We start from the raw sequence: 21,969 nt of genomic DNA, 5'->3' as shown, positions 1-21,969 counted from the left end.
CGTACGCGTAGGCCGACGAGCGCATCGGCGTTTCGCGTCGAGCCGCACGACGAAGGCCGCGGGCACCATTCGGCGCGCCGCGGCCTTCGTCGTTCGTGGGGCTCCCGAACGGGTCAGTGCCCCATGCCGAGGCCGCCGTCGACCGGGATCACGGCGCCCGAGATGTATCCGGCGTCGTCGCCGGCGAGCCAGGCGACGACGCGCGCGACCTCGTCGGGCGACGCGAAGCGGCCGAGCGGGATGTTCTTCTTGTACTCGGCCTGCTGGGCCTCGGGGAGTTCGTCGGTCATGTCGGTCTCGATGAACCCGGGGGCGACGACGTTCGCGGTGATGTTGCGGGCACCGAGTTCGCGCGTGAGCGATCGCGCCATGCCGACGAGGGCCGCCTTCGACGCCGAGTAGTTGATCTGGCCGGGCGAGCCGTAGAGGCCGACGACGCTCGAGATGAAGACCACACGGCCGAAGCGGGCCTTGAGCATGCCCTTCGACGCGCGCTTGACCACGCGGAACGCGCCGGTCAGGTTGGTGTCGATGACGCTCGTGAAGTCCTCTTCGCTCATGCGCAGCAGCAGGGTGTCGCGCGTGATGCCGGCGTTGGCGACGACGACCTCGACCGGGCCGTATGCGGCCTCCACCTCGTCGAAGGCACGGTCGACGGATGCCGCGTCGGTCACGTCGGCGCGCACGGTGAGGGTTCCCTCGGGGCCCTCGCCCGAGCGGGCCGTGACGGCGACGCGGTGTCCTTGGGCGACGAACTCGCGGGCGATGGCGAACCCGATGCCGCGGTTTCCGCCGGTGACGAGGACGGTGCGGGGCGTGGTCATGCGGTGACTCCATTCACGGGGCGATCTGCGGTCTCGAGGCGAGCCCGTCTCAGCATAGTGAGGGCCGCATGCCGCGCCCGGATCCCGCTGACGCCCGGCCGCGGCATCCGCTCGTCCGATCCGCGTGCCATCGCCCCTCTCAGGGCCGCCGTCCGGCGCCGGGAGACGTAGGCTTGAGGGAGAGGAGCGCCGCACCGGACTGCGACGACATTGATGAAGCAGCAATCGATCACGAGCCTGCCGCCCTCCCCCGAGGCGGAGCGGCGTTCGCGCATGATCAAGTACTCGATCGCCATGGCGATCAGGCTGCTGTGCATCTTCGCGATGCTGTTCGTGCAGGGCTGGTGGCTCGTGGTCTGCGCGGTCGGTGCGATCGTGCTGCCCTACATCGCGGTCGTGCTCGCGAACGTCAGCGGGCCCGGTCTCGGCGGAGCCGTCGAGCGACCCGGCACCATCGTGCCCGTGTCCGGCGCAGGTTCCACGACCGGATCTCCGACCCCCGACCCTGCTGCGCAGGCGGGTTCCGAGGGCGACGCGCCGAGCGGTGAGACGAACGCCGACGGTTCCGAGCGGATGCCGCGTGGCGACGACGATCGGAACGCCGCATGATCGGCGGCATGCAGCCCGATGGCGCGGTCTGCTCGCGCGCGGCGTGCCATGAGGCCGCCGCCTGGCGCATCGACTGGCAGAACCCGCGCATCCACACGGGCGAACGGTGGAAGACCTGGCTCGCGTGCGATGAGCACGTCGACTACCTGCGCGGCTTCCTCGAGGCGCGGTCGTTCCCTGTTCGGGTCGACGCCTTCGCCGGCGAGCTCGACGAGGCGGCCGAGGTCGACTCGTGAGCGACTGGTCCTTCCTGAGATCGCGACGCTGGGCGGGCTACCTGGCTCTCGTCGTGGTGTTCGCGATCGTGTGCTGCGCGCTCGGCATGTGGCAGTTCGCCCGCCGGGCCGAGGCGCGCGCCGAGATCGCCCGCATCGACGCGAACTACGACGCCCAGGCGATGCCGGTCGCCGAGGCGCTCCCCGCGCTCGACGGGTTCGATGTCGACCAGCGCTGGCAGGTCGTCGCCCTGTCGGGCGAGTACCTCGCCGACGAGGAGGTCGTCGTGCGCAACCGCCCCGGCCAGGGCGGCAGCGGCTTCGAGGTGCTGACGCCCATGCTCCTCGTCGACGGCACCGTGTTCGTCGTCGATCGCGGGTGGGTCGCGCAGGGTTCGGACGGACGTCCGAGCGAGTACGCGGCTCCCCCGGCCGGCCGCGTCGACGTCGAGGCGCGCCTGAAGGCGGGCGAGGGTCAGATCAACGGCCGCACCTCGGCCGGCGACGAGTTCGCCACGATCGACCTCGACGAGCTCGCCGGCCGACTCGACGAGCCGACCTACACGGGCGCGTACGGGCTGCTCGTGCAGTCCGGAGCGGATGCCGCGGAGCCGCCCATCGCGGCCACGCGACCGCTCCGCGACGAGGGACCGCACCTGTCGTACGCGCTGCAGTGGTTCGTGTTCGCGATCATGGGGTTCATCGGCCTCGCCTGGGCGGCGAACCGGGAACGCAAGGCGCTCGCCGAGGCATCCGGAACGCACCTCGACCGCAGCCGTCCGGTGCAGCGCCAGGTGAACCGCACGCAGCGGCGCGACTCCGACGCCGATCTCGAGGACGGCGTGCTGGATCGGCGTTAAGCCAGCTCGATGAGCTCCTGGTAGTCGGCGTTCCAGTGGTCTTCGGTGCCGTCGGGCATGATGAGCACGCGCTCGGGGTTCAGCGCCTCGACCGCGCCGGGGTCGTGCGAGACGAGCACGACGGAGCCCTCGTAGTGGGCGAGCGCGTCGAGGATCTCGGCGCGGCTGGCGGGGTCGAGGTTGTTCGTGGGCTCGTCGAGGAGCAGCACGTTCGCGCCTGACACGACGATCATCGCGAGTGCCAGTCGCGTCTTCTCGCCGCCGGAGAGCACGCCGGCTGCCTTGTGCACGTCGTCGCCCGTGAACAGGAACGAGCCCAGCACCTTGCGGGCCTCGGTCTCGGTGAGGTTCGGCGACGAGCTCACCATGTTCTCGAGCACGCTGCGCTTGACGTCGATGGTCTCGTGCTCCTGGGCGTAGTAGCCCACTCGCAGGCCGTGCCCGGCCTCGACCGTTCCCGTGTCGGGTTGGTCGACGCCCGCGAGGATGCGGAGCAGGGTCGTCTTGCCCGCACCGTTGAACCCGATGATGACGACCTTCGAGCCACGGTCGATCGCGAGGTCGACGGCCGTGAAGATCTCGAGCGAGCCGTAGCTCTTCGACAGGTCGCTCGCGGTGATGGGCGTGCGGCCGCAGGGCGCGGGCGTCGGGAACCGGAGTTTGGCCACCCGGTCGACGGCGCGCACCTCGTCGAGGCCCGCGAGGAGCTTCTCGGCACGGGCCACCATCTGGTGCGCGGCCGCGGCCTTGGACGCCTTCGCGCCGAAGCGGGCGGCCTGCATCTGCAGGACGCCGGCCTTCTTCTCGGCGTTGGCGCGCTCCTTCTTGCGCCGCTCCTCGTCGGCGGCGCGCTGGCGCTGGTAGTGCTTCCAGCCCATGTTGTAGATGTCGATGATCGAGCGGTTCGCGTCGAGGTAGAACACGCGGTTGACGACCTCGTCGACCAGCACGACGTCGTGCGAGATGACGATGACGCCGCCCTTGTAGCCCTTGAGGAACTCGCGGAGCCAGACGACCGAGTCGGCGTCGAGGTGGTTCGTCGGCTCGTCGAGGATCATCGTGCCGGCGTCGGAGAAGAGGATTCGCGCGAGCTCGATGCGGCGGCGCTGGCCGCCCGAGAGGGTCTTCAGGGGCTGGTCGAGGATGCGATCCGGCAGGTTCAGGTTCGACGCGATCGACGCGGCCTCCGCCTCGGCGGCGTATCCGCCCAGCGCGTTGAAGCGGTCGGTGAGGTTGCCGTACTTCTTCATCGCCTTCTCGGCGACCACGGGATCGGCACTGCCCATGTTGATCGACGCCTCGTGCATGTCGAGCACGATCGAGCCGAGGCCGCGTGCGTCGAGGATGCGCGTGCGAGCGAGCATCTCGGGGTCGCCGGAGCGAGGGTCCTGCGGGAGGTAGCCGATCTCGCCGGAGCGGTCGATGCGGCCGTCGGTCGGCAGGGTCTCGCCGGCGAGCGTCTTCGTGAGCGTCGTCTTGCCGGCGCCGTTGCGGCCGACGAGGCCGATCTTGTCGCCGTCGGAAACGCGGAAGTTCACGTGCTCCATCAGGACGCGTGCGCCGACGCGGATCTCGAGATCGTGAACGGCGAGCACAGGAAGCCTCCGGCAGGTGTGGGGGTGGGATCGTGCCGACGTGGCACAGCCGCCCAGTCTATCGTTCGTCGGGCCGGCTCGTCGCCGATGTCGGCGGGGCGCGGCAGACTCGCAGCATGACGACGGATGTCCCGGGCGACGCTGCGACCATCGCCCTCCGGTCTGCACGGCTGGCCGCCCAGGGGCTCGCCGGCGGCCTCGGGTCGCCTCGTGAGGTGGTCGAGCGCCTGGTGTGCGTGCAGGCGCAGGATCTCGCGGCGGCGAAATGGGTGCTCGGCGCGCGCGTGCCGGGTTCGCAGGAGCCGACGATCGACGCCGCGATCGACGACCGGTCGCTGCTGCGATCGTGGCCGATGCGCGGCACGCTGCATTTCGTCGCACCCGAGATGCTCCGGCCGATCCTCGGCCTGACGTCGGCGCGGCTCATGCAGCGGGCGGCGAAGACCCATCGCGACGAGGGCATCGACGACCAGGTGCACGCCGCGGCGCGTGCGATCGCGATCCGAGACCTCGAGGGAGGCCGTTCGGCCTCACGCGACGAGCTGCAGGCTGCCTGGGAGGCCGCGGGCATCCCGATCGCCGGCCAGCGCGGCTACCACCTCATCTGGCGCCTCGCGATCGAGGGCCTGCTGTGCTGCGGGCCGATCGACACGCGGGCCCGGCAACGGTTCGTGCTGCTCGACGAGTGGTCGCCTGCGCGCTCGGGCGATCCCGACGATCCTGACGACGCGCTGGCGAGGCTCCTGGTGGGCTACGCGAGGGGGCACGGGCCGGTCACGGTGCGGGACTTCGCCTGGTGGTCCGGGTTGACGCTGGCCCAGGCGCGCACGGCGCGTGCGGCCGCGGGCGATGCCCTCGTCGAGATGGCGGACGATCGTCTCGGGGTCGCGGATGCCGCATCCGCACCTGGTGCAGACGGACCGAGCCGTCATGTGCTCGCGCCGTTCGACGAGTACTTCCTCGGCTATCCCGATCGCACGGCGTTCTGCGCCCCCGACGACGTCCAACGTGTCGTGCCCGGAAAGAACGGGCTGTTCCTCCCGATCCTCGTCGCCGACGGCGAGGTCGTCGGCACGTGGCGCCGCTCCCCCGAACGCCGCGGCACGACGACGATCGAGGTCTCGCCCTTCGGCGATGACGTCGATCTCGCCGAGTTCCTGCCGGCATTCGCCCGGTGGGCCGCCTTCTGGTCGACCTCGCTGGGCGAGGTGACCCGGGTCGGCGCCCCATCGGCAGGCTGACGCACCCGCCAACCCCGCGGCCGCCAACCCCGCGGCCGTGCGACGACGAAGGGCGGCCGCCGAAGCGACCGCCCGTCATCGAGGTGGTGGAACCTACTGCTGCAGGGCCGCCTGCAGCTCGAGCGTGATGGTCACCTTGTCGCCGAGCAGCACGCCGCCGGTCTCGAGGGCCGCGTTGTAGAGCAGGCCGAAGTCCTCGCGGTTGATCACGGTCTTCGCGGTGGCGCCGGCCTTGTAGTTGCCGTAGGGGTCGCCGCCGAAGCCGCCGAACTCGAAGTCGAACGTGACGGGCTTCGTGATGCCGCGGATGGTGAGGTCGCCATCCACCTTGAAGTCGCCGCCCTCGAGGCGAACGCCCGTCGAGACGAAGTCGATCGTCGGGTGGGTCTCGGCCTCGAAGAAGTCACCGGTGCGCAGGTGCGCGTCGCGGTTCGGCTCGTTCGTGTTCACCGACGCGACCTCGGCCGATGCGGTGACGGTCGAGTCGAGCGGGTTCTCGGTGGTCACGAAGGTGGCGTCGAAGCGCTCGAACTTGCCCTTGACCTTGCTGATCATGATGTGGCGGATGCTGAAGGCGACCTCGCTGTGGGTGGGGTCGATGACCCAGGTGCCGGCGCGGTAGCCGGGGATCTCGATGCCGGTGGCGGTGTTCGTCATGTGGTTCTCCGTATTCGATGTCGGCGTGGCATGCGCGCCACATCAATGCGAACGCATGTAAATCGTGGGGTATTCCGCGATTCAGGAAATTCCTTCGACGAGGTTCCGCCGGAGCGTGAGCACCCGCTCGACCGCGTCGTCGAGCCGAGCCTGCGGGATCCGGCCCGACGACACGGCCGCGGAGATCGCGCCGACGAGCCCGTCGACGGAGATTCCCGCGCTGGCCGGGTCGGCCGGCAGCACGTAGAGGAGCAGGTCCGCTCCGGACGCCACGGCGCGGACCGCGTTCTCGTTCGGGTCGGCGTATTCGGGCAGTCCGTTGTCGCCGAGCATGAGCATGTCGTCGGTCACGACCACGCCGTCGAAGCCGAGCTCGTCGCGCAGGATCCGGTGCCACTCGGGCGAGAGCGAGGCGGGCAGCGCATCGACCGCCGGGTATGCGAGGTGCCCCGTCATCACGAGCTCGGCACCGGCGTCGATGCCCTCCTGGAACGGGATCGCCGGGCCGGCGCGCCACTCGTCGATCGTGAGCGGTGCGCTCGGCACGCTCGAATGCGAGTCGCCGGGCGCCGCACCATGTCCGGGGAAGTGCTTCAACGTGCTGAACACGGTGCCGTGCTCGCCGCTCACGGCCGCGGCGACCCGCTCGCCCGACGCCGCCGGGTCGGTGCCGAGCACGCGCGACGCGATGAACGAGTCCGGGTCGGCCGTGACATCCGCCACGATGCCGAAGTTCAGGTTCACGCCCGAAGCGTCGAGGATGGCCGCGCGCGCCGCGAACGCGTCGGTCGTCGAGCGCGGCGGCGCCGGCACCAGCGCCTCGGCCCCCGGCACGGTGTCCCAGGGAAGCCGCTGCACGTCGCCGCCCTCCTCGTCGATCGCGACGAGTGCAGGCAGTTCGGCATCGACCTGCGCCGCGCCGACGAGGGCGTCCAGTTGGTCGGGCGCGGCCGGCACGTTGTCGCCCATGAGGATGAGGCCGGAGACGCCCTGATCGAGGGAGGCGCGGAGCGGCGCAGGGTCGAGCCCCGGCGCGTGCAGCATGAGCAGCGCGGCGGCCTTCTGCTCGACGCTCATGTGCGACATCCGCGACGAGACGAACTCGGCCACGGGATCGACCGGGGTCGGCGTGGGGGTCGCCGATCTGGTCGGACTCGGCTTCGATTCGGTCCCGGTCGCCGTGCCGGAGCATCCGGAGAGGAGCGAGATGGCCAGCGCTGCCGCGGTGCCGAGGAGGAGCCGGGTGCGCATCCGAGGGAGTCTACGCTGCGTGTCCACCCGCAGACCGTGCGGACGCTGGGTAGACTCGCCGGGCTCGAAGGGGGTGTTCGTGCGCAGGCTCAGGGGGTTCGCCGTCGTGGCGCTCATCGTCGCGATCGTCCTCGCGCCCGCGGGCGGCGCGAGCGCCGAGGACTACCCCACGTGGGACGAGGTCGAGGCCGCGAAGGCCGAGGTCGGGGCGAGCGAGGCCGAGGCGACGCGGATCACGGCGTTCGTCGACGAACTCGAGGCCGAAGCCGGCCGGCTCGGCGATGCCGCCGTGACCGCAGCGGCCGAATCGGCGCTCGCGGAGCAGGCGAGGGCGGATGCCGCAGCACGGGCATCGACGCTCGCGGACCAGGCTTCGGCGGCCGAGGCCGAAGCCGAGGCGGCGACCGCCGCGTTCGGCCGGGCCGGCGCCGTGCTGGCGCGAACCGGTGGAGCGGACATCGGCCTGCGGCTGCTCCTCGACGGCGACGCCTCGACGCGACTGCTCATGGGCCTCTCGCGTGCGGCGCAGCTGACCACCGTGATCGGCGGCGTCGCCGCGCGGGCTGAAGCCGCCGAGGCCGACGCCGCATCCATTCGCGACCAGGCGGACCGCGCTGAAGCCGAACGCACCAGGCTCGCGGCCGAGGCCGTCGAGGCGGCCGCCGCGGCCGAAGCGGCGCACGACGCCGCACAGGCGCGCGTCGCGGAGCAGCAGTCCGCCCTCGACACCCTCTACGCCCAGCTCGCGAGCCTCCGGGATCGCTCCGTCGACGTCGAGCGCCGATTCCGCATCGGCGAGCAGGAGGCGCGCGAGCGCGCGGCCCGAGAGGCGGCTGCAGCCGCGGCCGCCGAGGCCGCCGCAGCCGCGGCGGGTTCCGAGGGCGGCGGGCGCACCGCCGCTCCCCCGCCGGGCGTCGTCGTGGATCCTGCCGCCGCCCAGGCGTACGCGGCCGCCGCCGTCGCGAGGTACGGCTGGGGCGACGGGCAGTACCAGTGCCTGTACCTGCTCTGGATGCGCGAGTCCAGCTGGCGGGCCGATGCGTACAACGCCTCGAGCGGCGCGTACGGGATCCCCCAGTCGCTGCCCGGCAGCAAGATGGCCTCGGCAGGCGCCGACTGGCGCACGAACGCGGCGACCCAGATCGAGTGGGGCCTGTCCTACATCTCCGCGCGCTACGGGAGCCCGTGCGCCGCATGGGCCCACTCGGAAGCCGTGAACTGGTACTGATGGGGTATGGACGCCCAGGATGAACGCGCGGTGTTCCGCGCTCACGGCGCGGAGGCCGTCCTGCTCCTCGGCGGTGCCGCCGCGATCCTCCTGCAACTGGCCGATCCCCGGGTCGCCCGAGGGGTCGCCCGCCACAGCGACTTCGCCTCGCGGCCGCTCGATCGACTGATCGGCACGCTCGACTACGTCTACGCCGTCGGGTTCGGCGACGCCGAGATCGCCGCGGCCGCGGTGCGCCGGGTGAACGCCCGCCATGCGCCGGTTCGGGGCGGCGTCGGCACCCAGGGCGTCGATGCCCCCGGCGCGTCGAACGCCGCTTACAGCGCGTTCGACGCCGATGCGCAGCGGTGGGTGGCCTCGACGCTCCTCGCCGTGGCCCTCGACATCCACGAGCGCGTCTACGGGCCGCTCCAGGCGACGGATGCCGACGCCATCGTCCGCGGGTACGCGCCGCTCGGGTTCCGGCTGCAGGGCACCCGCGAGGGATGGCCGGAGACCAGGGCCGAGTTCGACGCCTGGTGGAACGCCCGCCTCGGCACGCTGCGCGTGACCGACGAGGCCCGTCAGGTCGCACGCACGCTGCTCTCGACATCCGATGCCCTGCGCGGGCTCTCGGTCCTGCTCCCGCCGGTTCGCCTGGTCACGGCCGAGCTGCTGCCGCCGGCGCTTCGCGAGGCCTTCGGGTTCCGGTGGACCCCGCGCGCCCGCCGCGTCGCGCGGGCCTGGCTCGCCGGCGTCGCCGCCGTCTGGCCGTGGTTGCCGCGAATCGTGAGGCATGCCCCCATGCGGGTCTCCCTGCATCGGGCTCGTCGCCGGTACGCTGAGCGTGAGCACCGAGGACGATGATGACCGAGCATGCGGCACACCATGGCGAGGCGATCGACAGCATCGATCGCCGGATCGTCGCGGAGCTGAGCCGCGACGGCCGCCTCTCGGTGCGCACGCTGGCCGAGCGCGTGCACATCTCCCGCACGGCCGCGCACAACCGCGTGCAGCACCTCGTCGAACGCGGCGTGATCACCGGCTTCGGGGCGAAGATCGATCGCACGTCGATCGGGCTGCGCATCTCGGCGCTCGTCGTCGTGCGCATCGCCCCCGACACCGCATGGGAGTCCGTCGCCGCGCGCCTCGCCGAGCTGCCCTTCGTCGAGAAGGTGCAGGCCGTTTCGGGCGACATCGACCTGATGCTGACGGTCAGCGCACCCGATCACGAGCAGCTGAGCCAGGCGATCCTGCGCGACATCCACGTGATGCCCGGCGTGCTCTCGACGAGATCGCACCTGATCCTCGCCGAGTTCGACGGTCGGCCGCCGGCGCAGTCGCTCGACATCTGGCGCCCGTAGCGCCGATGCTCGACCGGCGACCGCACCGCTCGACCGTGGTCAGCCCGAGCTCAGGCTCGAGCCCGGCGCGAGCGGCGCGATCGCGTCGCTCAGAAGAACTCGTCGGGCGTACCCGCGGCGCGCTCGACGTCGCTCGTGCTGACGCCGGCGCCCTTCAGCTTCGACACCGCGACGCGCAGCCCGGACTCCATCTGTGCTGCCCAGGCGTCGGACTCGTGCGCGCTCGCCTCGGCAGCGCGAGCACGGGCCTCAGCGGCGACCGCGGCGTTGCGGGCGTCGGCGACCTGCCTGAGCGCGAGCGAGATGCCGTAGTACGCGGCGACCATCGTCGCGATCGGTGCGGCGATGACGGCCAGGGCGCTGATCGCGGCGCCCGTCGGGCTGAAGGCGATGAGCAGCGCGAACGCGAGGAACAGCGCCGCGATGGCGGCGAGCACGACGAGCATGAAGCGGAGGTCGCGGCTCCACGAGCGACGCTCGGGATCGGCCGGCGCGGACTCGGGCTCGACGTCGCCGTCGGGCGCGCCCGACTCGACCTCTTCGGGAGCGTGAACTCCGAGCGGATCCTCTTGGCCGTAGATCGGACGAGTGTTCACGTCGCTCATGCTCTCCCCTGCTCCCCTGCGTTGTCCAACACCCAATTGTGGGCCGCGCCCCAAGGGGGGTCAAGGAACCGCGCCGTGCAGCGGCATCCGCTCATCGGGTCGATTCGCCGGTTCGACGAAGTGCCGGGAACAGCCGCCGGGCAAGTGCGGACACGAGCGGAGCTGCGAAGAGGAGCAGCACCCACAGCATGCCGACGACGGGCACGAGGTAGGCGAGCACGCCCGCGACGACCAGCACGACCAACACGCCGACCGAGCGGCTGAGATCGATCTCATCGCGCGCACCCTCGACGAGCAGGTCCGGATGCCGCCGCAGCACGAGGTCCATGAGGAGCATCGCCCCCGTGGTCACGAACATCGTGGCGATGTAGAGCGCATCGAAGCTGCCGTCGTCGTCCGTGGGCGCCGAGATCGCGTTCGCCGCGAACGGGAGGAAGACGATGCTCGCCAGCCAGAGCATGTTGCCCCAGATGAGCCCGACCGAGTAGTCGCGCACGAACTCGAACACCCGGTGGTGGATGAGCCAGAACCGCCCGATCACGGCGAACGTCACGATGAAGGCGACGAACGCCCCCACGTTCTCGGCGGCGAAGGTGCCGAAGGACTCGCCGTCGATCTCGCCCGCGAGATCGACGAGCGGCAGGATCAGCAGCGTGATCGCGATCGCGACCGTCGCGTCCGAGAAGTTCACGAGGCGGTCGAGCCCACGTTCGGTCCGCACGCGATCCATGCACTTCCGCCTCTCCGGCGTCGCTGCACGCCGTCGGAGCGATTCTGCCCGCTCCGAGCGTCGGTGTGAAGCAGGAAGCCCCGAGGGGTCCGCATCTGGGCCCGTGCTCGACGCGAGGCGGACTGGACGCGTCGCGACGGCTCGAGCGTCCACACCGACCGATCCGATCGCCCGACCGTCTTGAGACGGGAAAAGCCCCGATGAACTCGCGTTCATCGGGGCTTCGTGGTGGATCTGAGGGGACTCGAACCCCTGACCCCCTGCATGCCATGCAGGTGCGCTACCAGCTGCGCCACAGACCCGTATCAGTTCTCACTGACCCGTTCTCGCCGTGTTTCAGGCGATGGTTTGAGCTTACACCAGCCCCCGGTCCCAAATGAAATTGAGGGATTCTCGGTCGACTGGGCGCCCGTTCAGCCGGCCAGAAGGGGTGCCACCGGCACCGCCGGGCAGTCCAGCCACAGCCGCTCGAGACCGTAGTAGAGGCGATCTTCGGGGTGGAAGACGTGCACGACGAGATCGCCGAAGTCGAGCAGGATCCATCGGCCCGTGCTGTGGCCCTCGCGACGGAGCGTCGCGACGCCGGCCTCGCGCAGGGTGTCCTCGACCTCGTCGGCGATCGCGATGACGTTGCGCTCGGAGTTTCCGTTCACGAGGAGGAACACGTCGGTGAACGGCAGGGGTCCGGAGACATCGAGCGCGACGAGGTCGTCACCGCCCTTGGAATCTGCCGCGCGGGCCGCGCGGGCGAGGGCGTCGAGTGCCTGGTCGGATGCGGTCATTCGCTCATTTCCGGTCGTTGATGCGGATTCGAAATCAGAAGAGGCCCGTGAGGGCGCCCACGACGAGCGTGCCGACGACACCGAGGGCGAGCACACCTGCCGTCACGGCGAGGACGAGGGGCACGTTCATGCCCTCCTTCGAGGGCGGGGCGACGACGGCCTTGCTCGCGCTCTGGGTGCTGATGGCCCTGGTGGCCGACACGGGGGCCCCGACGCCGGCGCCGTCCTCGACCTGGTCGAAGAGCCGGTCGACCTCTGACGAGTCGATCTGGCTCGGGTGCACGCCGGTGGCGCCGTAGCTGCGCGGAAGGTCGATGGACCCGGTGACGATGACCTCGCCGTTGCCGTTGTTCGCGAGCGGCGCCGGGATGCCGGCGTGATCGGGCAGCGACGGGAGGATGAGGGCGTTCGTCGTGGTCGGCACGCCTCGGCCGACACCGCCGCGCGAGAGCATCTGGTCGTACGGCTGCGGCTGCTCGACCGGGGCGTCGAGCTGCGCGGTCCAGTGGCCGACCGGCTTCGATGGGGCGGACGGCTGCTCGGCGAAGGCGGCGGCTTCGGCCTGGTGCGGCAGGGGCTGGCGCGTCGGCGGCTCGGGCGGCGAGGTCGACGGCTGCGGTGACGGGAAGCCCTGCGGCGCGGGGCCCGGTGCGAATGCCGCCGGAGGACGCGGGGCGTCCATGGCCGAAGCGCCGGCGATCTCCTGATCGAGATCGTCGAGCTCATCGGCGTCGGCCGGAGCGTCGGAGCCGAGCATCGCGCGCAGCTCGCGGCGGGTGAGCGTGCGCTCCGGTGTCGCGCTCTGACGCGCGGCGGAGGGCTGCTGCGGCGAGGGCTGGGACGGCGAGGCCTGGGACGCCGGCGCCTGCACTGCTGGAGCAGCCTGCGCTGCGCCCGGGAACGACGTGGGAGCCGGAGCCTGCGCTGCGGGCGGAACGGCCGGGGCTGGGGCGAATGCCGACGGAGGAGCGGCCGGCTGCTGCGCGGGCGCCGGGAAGAGCGGAGCCGCCTGCGTCGCGCCGCCATACGGTGCGCCCGGGGCGGGGCGCGCGGCCCCGACGGCCGATGCGGGAGCGCTGTACGCGGGAACCTGCGCCGGTGCGGGAGCCGGCGTCACGGGAACCTGCGCCGGTGCGGGAGCCGGCGTCACGGGAACCGCGGGCGGCTGCGGAATCGGCGATGCCTGGGGCTGCGACTCGGGAATCGGGGTCGGCGGAATGGTGGCCTGCTCCTGCAGGCGTTCGCGCTCGCGCATCTCGCGGCGCGTCAGCTGTGGTTCCTGCGACGACGTCATGCGACACTCCGATAGAGATGGTGCTTGGAGATGTACTGGACGACCCCATCAGGCACCAAGTACCACACCGGGAAACCCCGGCGCACCCGTTCCCGGCAGTCGGTCGATGAGATCGCCAGTGCCGGGACTTCGAGCAAGCTTACGTCTTGCTCCGGCAATCCGCTAACGGAGAGCACATGTCCCGGCCGACTCACAGCCACGAAATGTGCGAGGTCCCACAACTCCGCGACATCCTTCCAGGACAGGATCTGCGCGATCGCGTCTGCACCGGTGATGAAGTACAGGTCGGCGTCGGCACGCTCTCGTCGGAGATCTCGAAGGGTGTCGATCGTGAACGTCGGCTTCGCGCGGTCGATGTCGACCCGGCTCACCGTGAAGCGCGGGTTCGATGCGGTCGCGATGACGGTCATCAGGTACCGATGCTCGGCCTGCGTGACATTCGACTTGTAGCTCGGCTGCCCGGTCGGCACGAACACGACCTCATCGAGCCCGAGCGACTGCGCGACCTCGCTGGCTGCGACGAGGTGACCATGGTGGATGGGATCGAACGTGCCGCCCATCACGCCGACTCGGGGTCGGCGCTGCTCACCTCCGGTCACGGTGCGCAGACCTCGCTCAGTGCCCGCCGTGCTCTGCGCCGTGGCGCGCGGCATAGGCCTCGGCCTTCGCACGGTGGCGGTTGGCGACGTCGCGGTACGACGCGGTCACGAATGCGAGCACCGCGAAGATGATCAGCGCGATGAGTCCGTAGGCCCAGGATTCGATCGGCAGTTCGCGCGCGTGGACTGACTCGGAGGTGAGGATGCCGGTCAGCACCGTGCTCGTGACGCTCATTCGTGTTCCTTTCGAAGCCTGCAGTGTTGCTCGTGCCAGTCTAGCGAGGTCGCGTCGGCGAGGTCACGCGCGCACATGCCCGGCGCCCCGCACGATCCACTTCGTGCTCGTGAGCTCGGGCAGGCCCATCGGGCCCCGCGCGTGCAGCTTCTGGGTCGAGATGCCGACCTCGGCGCCGAAGCCGAACTCCGCCCCATCGGTGAAGCGCGTCGACGCGTTCACCATGACGGCCGCCGAGTCGACCTCGTTGAGGAACCGCTCGGCGTTCGAGAGGTCGTTCGTGACGATCGACTCGGTGTGCTTCGTCGAGAAGCGCCGGATGTGCTCCAGCGCGTCATCGAGGGAGTCGACGACGGCGACGGAGATGTCGAGGCTCATGTGCTCGGTGGCGAAGTCCTCGTCGGTGACGGGCAGCGAGTCGGGGCGGATCGCTCGCGTCCGCTCGTCGGCGTGGATGGTGACCCCGGCGTCGACCAGGCGGTCGAGCACGGCGGGCAGCAGCCGCCCGGCGGCGTCCTGGTGCACGAGCAGGGTCTCGAGGGCGTTGCAGACGCTCGGGCGCTGCACCTTCGCGTTGTGCACGAGCTCGATGGCCCACTGCTCGGGCGCCGATGCATCGAGGAACATGTGCACGACGCCCGCGCCGGTCTCGATGACGGGCACGCGCGCCTCGTCGACGACGGCACGGATGAGGCCGGCACTCCCCCGCGGAATGAGCACGTCGACGTAGTCCCGGGCCTGCATGAGGTGGCGCGCCCCCGCCCGACCGAAGTCGTCGACGGTCTGCACCGCCTCGGACGGCAGGCCGACGGCGTCGAGTGCCCCGCGCAGCACGTCGACGAGCACCCGATTGGTCTGCTCGGCAGCGGTGCCGCCCCGCAGCACGACGGCGTTGCCGCTCTTCAGCGCGAGCACGGCGATGTCGATCGTGACGTTCGGACGCGCCTCGTAGATGGCGCCGACCACGCCCAGCGGCACGCGCACCTGATCGATGCGGACGCCGCTCGGAAGCGTGCGGCCCGTGAGGGTCTCGCCGACGGGATCGGTGAGGCCGATGACGTCGAGCACGGCATCGGCGAGGGCGTCGATGCGCGGAACGTCGAGCGCGAGGCGGTCGAGGAGCCCGGTGCTGAGGCCGGCCCCGCGCCCCGCCTCGAGGTCGAGCGCGTTGGCCTCGATCACCTCGGCCGCCCGAGCACGGAGGTCGGATGCGATGCGCTCGAGGGCGGCGTCCTTCTCGGCGGTCGTCGCGCGGGCGAGGCGATACGACGCCTCTTTCGCGGCGGCGAGCCGGGCATCGATCACGGTCGCGTCGAGGTCGGGCTGGTCCATGGGCCAAGCCTAGGCGAGCGGTGCCGCCACGTCGGCCGTGTGACGTTCGAGGGCCCCGGCCGGCGTCTCGGGGGCCGCGTCGAACCAGGTGCCGATGTGCGCACCGGCCAGGGCGTCGGCGACGAGCGTCGTCGCGGTGATGAGCACGGCGGCTCCGGATCCGGCGGCGATGCGGGCGGCCGAGACCTTGGTCTCCGCTCCCCCGGTGCCGACCCCGGCACGACCGATCGAGCCGATCTCGATGCCCGCGAGCTCGTCGCCGAACGGCACGTGATCGATGCGCTCGGCGCCGTCGAGGTGCGGCGGCCTCGTGTAGAGCGCGTCGACGTCGGAGAGGAGCACGAGCAGGTCGGCGCCGATCAGTTCGGCGACGAGCGCGGCGAGGCGGTCGTTGTCGCCGAACCGGATCTCGTGCGTCGCGACGGTGTCGTTCTCGTTCACGATCGGCAGGATGCGCAGCGCGAGCAGCCGGTCCATGGCACGCTGCGCGTTCGACCGGGGCGTCACGTTCTCGAGGTCGCCCGCGGTGAGCAGCACCTGGCCGGCGATGATGCCGTACCGGTCGAGCGCGTCCTGGTAGCGAACGACCAGGAGGTTCTGGCCCACGGATGCCGCGGCCTGCTGCGTCGCGAGATCCGTGGGGCGCTCGTCGAGCTTCAGGTACGGCATGCCCGTGGCGATGGCCCCCGAGGAGACGAGCACGACCTCGGTGCCGCGCTCGTGCGCGGCCGCGAGCGCGTCGACCAGCGGGGCGATCTGCCCGGCGTTCTCACCGCTGATCGACGAGGAGCCGACCTTGACGACGATGCGCTGTGCCGTCGGGATGTCGGCGCGCGAGCGAACCGTCACCGGTCGTCCTCCGCCTCCGACGCGGTGGTCGGCGCCGCGGCGTCGACCGACTCGATGGGCGAGACGGGCTCTCCGGACTCGGCGTCGTCGGCCCAGAGGCCGGCTTCGCGCTCGCGGTCGAGCTCGGCACGCGCCTCGGCCTTGGCATCCATGCGCTCGTGGTAGTCGCTTCGACGCTCTGCGCGGGTGGCCCGACGGTTCTCGTCGAGGCGCACGTCGGTGCCTCGCGGCGCCGTGATGAGCTCGGCCGTCGAGGTGAGCGTGGGCTCCCAGTCGAACACGACGCCGGTGCCGGGGCCGATGACGACGGTCGAGCCGGCGACCGCACCTGCACGCACGAGGGCGTCCTCGACGCCGAGGCGGGCCAGGCGGTCGGCCAGGAAGCCGACGGCCTCGTCATTCGTGAAGTCGGTCTGCTGCACCCAGCGTTCGGGCTTGCCGCCGAGCACCCGGTAGATGGTGCCGTAGCTGCCGCCCTCGGGCTTGACGACGTAGTCGACCTCGTTCACGGGCTTCGGGCGCATGACGATGCGCGGGCCCTCGACGACGGCTGCCGCCGCGGCGGCCTTGCGCTCTTCATCGACGAGCGAGCCGAGCGCGAAGCCGAGCTGGCGGAGGCCCTCGTGGCTGACCGTCGAGATCTCGAACACCGTGAATCCGCGGGCCTCGAAGTCGGGCTTGACGAGGTCGGCGAGGTCGCGTGCCTCTGGCACGTCGATCTTGTTGAGGGCGACGAGCTGCGGACGCTCGAGGAGCGGAGTCTGGCCCTCGGGCACCGGGTAGGCGGCGAGCTCGGCCAGGATCACGTCGAGGTCGCTGAGCGGGTCGCGGCCGGGCTCGAGCGTCGCACAGTCGATGACGTGCAGCAGTGCCGAGCAGCGCTCGACGTGGCGCAGGAACTCGAGCCCCAGGCCCTTGCCCTCGCTCGCGCCCTCGATGAGCCCGGGCACGTCGGCGACCGTGAAGCGGTGGTCGCCCGCCTCGACGACGCCGAGGTTCGGATGCAGTGTCGTGAACGGGTAGTCGGCGATCTTCGGCCGTGCCGCCGACATCGCAGCGATGAGGCTGGACTTGCCGGCCGAAGGGAACCCGACGAGTGCGACATCCGCGATGGACTTCAGCTCGAGCTTGACCTCGCCCTCGTAGCCGAGCGTTCCGAGCAGCGCGAAGCCGGGGGCCTTGCGCTTGTTCGTCGCCAGCGATGCGTTGCCGAGGCCGCCCTGCCCGCCGGGGGCGACGACGAAGCGCATGCCCGGCTCGGTGAGGTCGATCAGCTCGGTGCCGTCGGCGTCCTTGACGACCGTGCCGACCGGCACGGGGAGCTCGAGCGGCTCACCCGCCGCACCCGCGCGGTGGTCGCCCATGCCGGGCTGACCGTTGCCGCTGGAGCGGTGCGGACGGCCGTGGTAGGCGAGCAGGGTGGTGACCTGCGGGTCGGCGACGAGGGTGATGTCGCCACCGCCACCGCCGTTGCCGCCGTCGGGCCCTGCGAGCGGCTTGAACTTCTCCCGGCGAACCGAGACGCATCCGTTGCCGCCGTGTCCGGCGCGCACGAACAGCGTCACCTCATCGACGAAGCTGACCATGCGACGTGCCTTTCTCTAGAAACACGTGAGGGCGAGCCGAAGCCCGCCCTCACGAAAACCTGTCGGTCGACTATTCGCCGGCCGCCACGATGTTGACCACCTTGCGGCCGCCCTTGGTGCCGAACTGCACCGAGCCTGCCTCGAGTGCGAACAGCGTGTCGTCGCCACCGCGACCGACACCCGCGCCCGGGTGGAAGTGGGTGCCGCGCTGACGAACGAGGATCTCGCCCGCGCTGACGACCTGGCCGCCGAAGCGCTTCACGCCGAGGCGCTGCGCGTTCGAGTCACGACCGTTGCGAGTGGAGCTCGCTCCCTTTTTGTGTGCCATGTCTGATTCTCCTTGCGAGCCGCTGCTGCTACTTGATGCCGGTGACCTTGACGCGCGTGAGCTCCTGACGGTGGCCCTGGCGCTTCTTGTAGCCGGTCTTGTTCTTGAACTTCTGGATCACGATCTTCGGGCCGCGGAGGTCGTTGAGAACCTCGGCCGTGACCGTGACCTTGGCAAGCGACTTGGCGTCGGAGGTGATGTTCTCGCCGTCGACGAGGAGCACCGCGGCGAGCTGGACGTTGCCGTCCTTGTCAGCCTTGATGCGGTCCATCGTCACGATGGTGCCAACTTCGACCTTCTCCTGCCGACCGCCGGCGCGCACTACTGCGTAAACCACTACTCGTACCTATCTCTGGGGAACCACGGGGGTTCCGACTGTCTGATGGGGTGTCACTGCGCGGGACCCCAGCGGGAAGGAGGGTCATGCCAGAAAACGTTGCAGTCGAACTGCATGGGGGCGCACCGTGATAAGCGGCGGCACCAACGGTCGAGTTTACCGGATGGATGCGACTCGGTCAAACGAGCGGCCACCGGCGCGTCGCGCGTGCGCCCGCCTAGGATCTTCTGCATGACCGTGCTCATCGACACGCCGCTCTGGCCGAAGCACGGCACGGTGTGGGCGCACCTGGTCAGCGACGAGTCGATCGCCGAGCTCAGGGCGTTCGCCGATTCGGCCGGGCTCCCCTCGCGTGCCTTCGACCTCGACCACTACGACGTGCCCGTCGAGCGCTTCGACGAACTCGTCGCCGCCGGTGCTGAGCCCGTCGAGCCCCGCGAGCTCGTGCGTCGGCTCGCTGCGAGCGGGCTGCGCGTGACGCCGCGTGAACGACGTGAACGACGACGGGCCCGGACCGACTGACGTCGACCCGGACCCGTTCCGTTCGAACCGGACTCAGCCGGCTGCGTGCTCGTCGCCATCGGGCGCGTCGGCGCCTGAGCCGTCGGCGCGCGTGATGACCGGAGCGCCGCCCGCGGGCGAGAGCGCCGCCGTCGAGACGCGACGACTGCGCGAACGCCCCTCGCCCGCCTTCTTCGGAGCCGGCAGCGCGTCGAGCACCGAGTCGAGCAGGTCGGCGGTGTCAGCCGCAGGCTCGGGGCGGGTGCGCGGAGCGGCGACCACCGGCAGGTCGAGGATCGCGGCCACGGCGGCGATCGGCTCCGCCTCTGCCGCCGGACGCTCGATCGTCGCGGTGTCGGGCACGACGTGCTCGGGCGTCGAGGGCGCAGGCGCCGCGGGTGCGGCGTCGGCTCCGGCATCCGATGTCGCCTCGGCGGTCGTCGCCGGCGAACCCGTGGGCTCGGATGCCGCAGCGGAGGTCTGCTCGCGCGATGCGCGCCGACCACGGCCACGACGTCGGCCCTGACGGGCGCCACTCGCGGGCTCGTCGCCGGCCTTCGACTCGGCGGCCGGCGCGGTCGTGGATGCACCGTCGGTCGCGGGGACCGGCGCCTCGCCCTCGTGGTGCTCGGCGTGCGGGATCGTCGAGGCCGCGATCTGCGCGAGGGCGTGCTTGACGTCTTCGGTGATGGCGTGGGTTCCGGTGTGCGCCTTGGGCTCGGTCGGCGTCGAGTGCTGGCCGCCGCCGTTGCCGCCCGTGTTGCCGCCGCCCGTGTTCGGCGCGCCGCTCCGTCCGCCGCGACGACGCTCGGGCTGCTGCTGCTGCTGCGGGGCGCCGGTGCCGCGATGCTTGAAGATCGGCTCGTGGTGCACGACGATGCCGCGACCCGCGCAGACCTCGCACGGCTCGCTGAAGGTCTCGAGGAGGCCGAGGCCCAGCTTCTTGCGGGTCATCTGCACGAGTCCGAGCGAGGTGACCTCGGCGACCTGGTGCTTCGTGCGGTCGCGCGACAGGCACTCGATGAGTCGCCGCAGCACGAGGTCGCGGTTGGACTCGAGCACCATGTCGATGAAGTCGACGACGATGATGCCGCCGATGTCGCGCAGGCGAAGCTGGCGCACGATCTCTTCAGCGGCCTCGAGGTTGTTCTTCGTGACCGTCTCCTCGAGGTTGCCGCCGGAGCCGACGAACTTGCCCGTGTTGACGTCGACGACGGTCATCGCCTCGGTGCGGTCGATGACGAGGGATCCACCGGACGGCAGCCAGACCTTGCGGTCGAGCGCCTTCTCGATCTGCTCGCTGATGCGGAACGCGTCGAACGAGTCGCGGTCGCCGTCGTAGGCCTCGACGCGCTCGAGGAGGTCGGGCGCGACCGCCCTGAGGTAGCGCTCGATCGTGCCGCGCGCCTCATCGCCCTCGATGATCATCTTCTGGAAGTCCTCGTTGAAGACGTCGCGGACGATCTTGATGAGCAGGTCGGGCTCCGAGTGCAGGAGCGACGGCGCCTGCGCCTTCTCGAGCTGGGTCGAGATGTCGGCCCACTGCGCGAGCAGGCGGTTGACGTCGAGGGTGAGCTGCTCCTCGGTGGCGCCCTCGGCGGCGGTGCGCACGATCACGCCCTGGTTCTCGGGCAGCACCTCCTTGAGGATCTTCTTCAGGCGAGCGCGCTCGGTGTCGGGGAGCTTGCGGCTGATGCCGTTCATGGAGCCGTTCGGCACGTACACGAGGTAGCGGCCAGGCAGGGAGATCTGGCTCGTCAGGCGCGCGCCCTTGTGGCCGACGGGGTCCTTCGTGACCTGCACGAGGACGCGGTCGCCGGGCTTGAGCGCGAGCTCGATGCGGCGCGGCTGGTTCTTCTCGCCGTTCTCGGCCGCGGCGTCCCAGTCGACCTCGCCCGAGTACAGCACGGCGTTTCGGCCGCGGCCGATGTCGACGAACGCGGCCTCCATGCTCGGCAGCACGTTCTGGACGCGGCCGAGGTAGACGTTGCCGATGAGCGAGGCGTCCTGATTGCGCGCGACGTAGTGCTCGACGAGCACGCCGTCCTCGAGCACGCCGATCTGGATGCGGCCGCTCTTCTCCCGCACGATCATCGAGCGGTCGACGGACTCGCGGCGGGCGAGGAACTCGGACTCGGTGATGATCGTGCGCCGGCGACCGGCGTCGCGGCCGTCGCGGCGGCGCTGCTTCTTCGCCTCGAGGCGGGTGGATCCCTTCACGCGCTGCGGCTCGGTGATGAGCTCGGGCTCGCGCGGCGTGCGCACCTTGACGACCGTGTTGGCCGGCTGGTCGCCGGTCGACCGCGGCTCCTCGCCCGTGCGGCGTCGGGTGCGGCGTCGGACGCTCGACCCCTCGTCGTCGCGGTCTCCCCCGGCGAACTCGCCGCGTTCGGGCCGGTCGCCGCGTTCGGGCCGGTCGCCCCGTTCGGGCCGCTCGCCGCGTTCGGGCCGCTCGGGGCGGTCGGACGTCACGAGCACGGGCGGCGCGTGGAAGATCAGCGATGTGGTCGTGAGGTTCGACGGGATCGGCGAGTCCACGGGAGCGGCCTCCTCGGTCTCGTCGACGACCGCGGCATCGTTCGCGTCGGCCGGGGCGTCCTGGCCGGCCTCCTCGGAGGACGCCACGTGGCGACCCGCGTGGTGCTCGGCGGCGGCCACCGGCGCCGGAGCCTCGACCGAGGCCTCGGTCGGCCGGGTGACGGCCTCGTCGACCTCTGGGGTCGCGACCTGCGCCTCGGGCGCCTGCTGGGCGCCGCGACCACGGCCGCGTCGACCGCCGAACAGGCCACCGCGCCGCTTGGGCGCGCCCTTCGGATCGGATCGGTTCGTCTGGTGCTCGTTGCCTTCCACCATCTCTGGTGCACTCCTACACCGGTCGGGACGGCCGCGCCATCCCTTCCGTACTCTCTCGTGCGGCTCCGCGTCGTGCGCAGAACCGTCAATTCTCGTCACCGGCGACCGGCAGGTT

The 21,969-nt window shown here is 71.1% G+C and carries 24 protein-coding genes and 1 tRNA gene; 8 read left to right on the top strand and 17 right to left on the bottom strand.

Features of this window, described 5'->3' with window-relative positions; translation table 11 throughout:
* Positions 1-113: 113 nt before the first annotated feature.
* Positions 114-824 (bottom strand): beta-ketoacyl-ACP reductase, encoded by a 711-nt coding sequence (locus tag ABIC29_RS08370; protein WP_116081694.1) that lies wholly within the window; start codon positions 822-824, stop codon positions 114-116.
* 213 nt (positions 825-1,037) lie between these two features.
* Between ABIC29_RS08370 and ABIC29_RS08365 the strand changes: the two genes are divergently transcribed.
* The 3 genes from ABIC29_RS08365 to ABIC29_RS08355 are packed head-to-tail and all read left to right on the top strand — an operon-like array spanning position 1,038 to position 2,508.
* Positions 1,038-1,433, top strand: a complete 396-nt coding sequence (locus ABIC29_RS08365; RefSeq protein ID WP_116081693.1) for a DUF3099 domain-containing protein — start codon at positions 1,038-1,040, stop codon at positions 1,431-1,433.
* On the top strand, positions 1,430-1,669 hold the full coding sequence (locus ABIC29_RS08360) for a hypothetical protein (protein WP_116081692.1): 240 nt from the start codon (positions 1,430-1,432) through the stop codon (positions 1,667-1,669). The genes ABIC29_RS08365 and ABIC29_RS08360 overlap by 4 nt, the downstream gene beginning before the upstream one ends.
* A complete protein-coding gene (locus tag ABIC29_RS08355) occupies positions 1,666-2,508 on the top strand; it encodes an SURF1 family cytochrome oxidase biogenesis protein (RefSeq protein WP_116081691.1) in 843 nt (280 codons plus the stop codon). The genes ABIC29_RS08360 and ABIC29_RS08355 overlap by 4 nt, the downstream gene beginning before the upstream one ends.
* Here the strand turns inward: ABIC29_RS08355 and ABIC29_RS08350 are convergent.
* The gene (locus tag ABIC29_RS08350) at positions 2,505-4,103 is read right to left on the bottom strand and encodes an ABC-F family ATP-binding cassette domain-containing protein (RefSeq protein WP_116081690.1); all 1,599 of its coding nucleotides are present in this window, start codon (positions 4,101-4,103) and stop codon (positions 2,505-2,507) included. The genes ABIC29_RS08355 and ABIC29_RS08350 overlap by 4 nt on opposite strands.
* A gap of 116 nt (positions 4,104-4,219) precedes the next feature.
* On the opposite strand from ABIC29_RS08350, the gene ABIC29_RS08345 reads away from it, so the two are divergent.
* The gene (locus ABIC29_RS08345) at positions 4,220-5,344 is read left to right on the top strand and encodes a winged helix DNA-binding domain-containing protein (protein ID WP_354244251.1); all 1,125 of its coding nucleotides are present in this window, start codon (positions 4,220-4,222) and stop codon (positions 5,342-5,344) included.
* Positions 5,345-5,437: 93 nt separating this feature from the next.
* Here the strand turns inward: ABIC29_RS08345 and ABIC29_RS08340 are convergent, their stop codons facing one another.
* Together ABIC29_RS08340 and ABIC29_RS08335 are read right to left on the bottom strand one after the other, a co-directional pair.
* Positions 5,438-6,001, bottom strand: a complete 564-nt coding sequence (locus tag ABIC29_RS08340) for a YceI family protein (RefSeq protein ID WP_116081688.1) — start codon at positions 5,999-6,001, stop codon at positions 5,438-5,440.
* A gap of 81 nt (positions 6,002-6,082) precedes the next feature.
* Positions 6,083-7,252 carry a glycoside hydrolase family 3 N-terminal domain-containing protein gene (locus ABIC29_RS08335; RefSeq protein ID WP_354244247.1) on the bottom strand — a complete coding sequence of 390 codons (1,170 nt, stop codon included), beginning with the start codon at positions 7,250-7,252 and terminating at the stop codon, positions 6,083-6,085.
* A gap of 79 nt (positions 7,253-7,331) precedes the next feature.
* On the opposite strand from ABIC29_RS08335, the gene ABIC29_RS08330 reads away from it, so the two are divergent.
* From ABIC29_RS08330 to ABIC29_RS08320, 3 genes are read left to right on the top strand one after another with little or no spacing between them, the layout of a single operon-like run.
* Positions 7,332-8,480 (top strand): aggregation-promoting factor C-terminal-like domain-containing protein, encoded by a 1,149-nt coding sequence (locus tag ABIC29_RS08330; protein ID WP_158551796.1) that lies wholly within the window; start codon positions 7,332-7,334, stop codon positions 8,478-8,480.
* A gap of 6 nt (positions 8,481-8,486) precedes the next feature.
* A complete protein-coding gene (locus ABIC29_RS08325) occupies positions 8,487-9,326 on the top strand; it encodes an oxygenase MpaB family protein (protein WP_354244244.1) in 840 nt (279 codons plus the stop codon).
* Positions 9,326-9,823 carry an Lrp/AsnC family transcriptional regulator gene (locus ABIC29_RS08320; protein ID WP_116081683.1) on the top strand — a complete coding sequence of 166 codons (498 nt, stop codon included), beginning with the start codon at positions 9,326-9,328 and terminating at the stop codon, positions 9,821-9,823. Before ABIC29_RS08325 ends, ABIC29_RS08320 begins: the two co-directional genes overlap by 1 nt.
* Before the next feature lie 89 nt (positions 9,824-9,912).
* Here the strand turns inward: ABIC29_RS08320 and ABIC29_RS08315 are convergent, their stop codons facing one another.
* From ABIC29_RS08315 to rplU, 12 genes are all read right to left on the bottom strand, one after another.
* Positions 9,913-10,419 carry a hypothetical protein gene (locus ABIC29_RS08315; protein WP_147309162.1) on the bottom strand — a complete coding sequence of 169 codons (507 nt, stop codon included), beginning with the start codon at positions 10,417-10,419 and terminating at the stop codon, positions 9,913-9,915.
* Between the two features lie 100 nt (positions 10,420-10,519).
* Positions 10,520-11,158: a TMEM175 family protein gene (locus ABIC29_RS08310; protein WP_354244240.1), complete on the bottom strand. Its 639-nt coding sequence runs from the start codon at positions 11,156-11,158 to the stop codon at positions 10,520-10,522.
* A 226-nt stretch (positions 11,159-11,384) separates the two neighbouring features.
* A tRNA-Ala gene (locus ABIC29_RS08305) sits at positions 11,385-11,460 on the bottom strand.
* Between the two features lie 111 nt (positions 11,461-11,571).
* Positions 11,572-11,940, bottom strand: coding sequence for a ribosome silencing factor (gene rsfS / locus ABIC29_RS08300; protein WP_116081680.1), 369 nt, complete (start codon positions 11,938-11,940; stop codon positions 11,572-11,574).
* Positions 11,941-11,974: 34 nt separating this feature from the next.
* The gene (locus ABIC29_RS08295; RefSeq protein ID WP_354244237.1) at positions 11,975-13,234 is read right to left on the bottom strand and encodes a hypothetical protein; all 1,260 of its coding nucleotides are present in this window, start codon (positions 13,232-13,234) and stop codon (positions 11,975-11,977) included.
* Entirely contained in the window at positions 13,231-13,794 is a 564-nt protein-coding gene (gene nadD, locus ABIC29_RS08290) for a nicotinate-nucleotide adenylyltransferase (protein WP_502915466.1), read from the bottom strand. The genes ABIC29_RS08295 and nadD overlap by 4 nt, the downstream gene beginning before the upstream one ends.
* 55 nt (positions 13,795-13,849) lie before the next feature.
* The gene (locus ABIC29_RS08285) at positions 13,850-14,068 is read right to left on the bottom strand and encodes a hypothetical protein (RefSeq protein WP_354244234.1); all 219 of its coding nucleotides are present in this window, start codon (positions 14,066-14,068) and stop codon (positions 13,850-13,852) included.
* Positions 14,069-14,131: 63 nt separating this feature from the next.
* On the bottom strand, positions 14,132-15,400 hold the full coding sequence (locus ABIC29_RS08280) for a glutamate-5-semialdehyde dehydrogenase (protein WP_116081677.1): 1,269 nt from the start codon (positions 15,398-15,400) through the stop codon (positions 14,132-14,134).
* A gap of 9 nt (positions 15,401-15,409) precedes the next feature.
* Positions 15,410-16,249 carry a glutamate 5-kinase gene (gene proB, locus ABIC29_RS08275; RefSeq protein ID WP_354244231.1) on the bottom strand — a complete coding sequence of 280 codons (840 nt, stop codon included), beginning with the start codon at positions 16,247-16,249 and terminating at the stop codon, positions 15,410-15,412.
* On the bottom strand, positions 16,246-17,835 hold the full coding sequence (obgE, locus tag ABIC29_RS08270; RefSeq protein ID WP_116081675.1) for a GTPase ObgE: 1,590 nt from the start codon (positions 17,833-17,835) through the stop codon (positions 16,246-16,248). The genes proB and obgE overlap by 4 nt, the downstream gene beginning before the upstream one ends.
* 70 nt (positions 17,836-17,905) lie before the next feature.
* The gene (rpmA, locus tag ABIC29_RS08265) at positions 17,906-18,163 is read right to left on the bottom strand and encodes a 50S ribosomal protein L27 (RefSeq protein WP_055857715.1); all 258 of its coding nucleotides are present in this window, start codon (positions 18,161-18,163) and stop codon (positions 17,906-17,908) included.
* 28 nt (positions 18,164-18,191) lie between these two features.
* On the bottom strand, positions 18,192-18,500 hold the full coding sequence (gene rplU / locus ABIC29_RS08260) for a 50S ribosomal protein L21 (protein ID WP_074401007.1): 309 nt from the start codon (positions 18,498-18,500) through the stop codon (positions 18,192-18,194).
* Positions 18,501-18,731: 231 nt separating this feature from the next.
* Here rplU and ABIC29_RS08255 point away from each other — a divergent pair, with 231 nt between their 5' ends.
* Complete coding sequence (locus ABIC29_RS08255; protein ID WP_116081674.1) at positions 18,732-19,022, top strand: DUF4031 domain-containing protein; 291 nt, start codon at positions 18,732-18,734, stop codon at positions 19,020-19,022.
* Between the two features lie 33 nt (positions 19,023-19,055).
* On the opposite strand, the gene ABIC29_RS08250 is transcribed toward ABIC29_RS08255, so the two are convergent.
* Positions 19,056-21,854 (bottom strand): Rne/Rng family ribonuclease, encoded by a 2,799-nt coding sequence (locus ABIC29_RS08250; protein ID WP_354244226.1) that lies wholly within the window; start codon positions 21,852-21,854, stop codon positions 19,056-19,058.
* Positions 21,855-21,969: the final 115 nt, after the last annotated feature.

This window comes from Agromyces sp. PvR057 (assembly GCF_040547485.1).
In the GTDB taxonomy this organism is placed as follows: domain Bacteria; phylum Actinomycetota; class Actinomycetes; order Actinomycetales; family Microbacteriaceae; genus Agromyces.
This window is presented reverse-complemented; position numbering and strand designations above follow the sequence as displayed.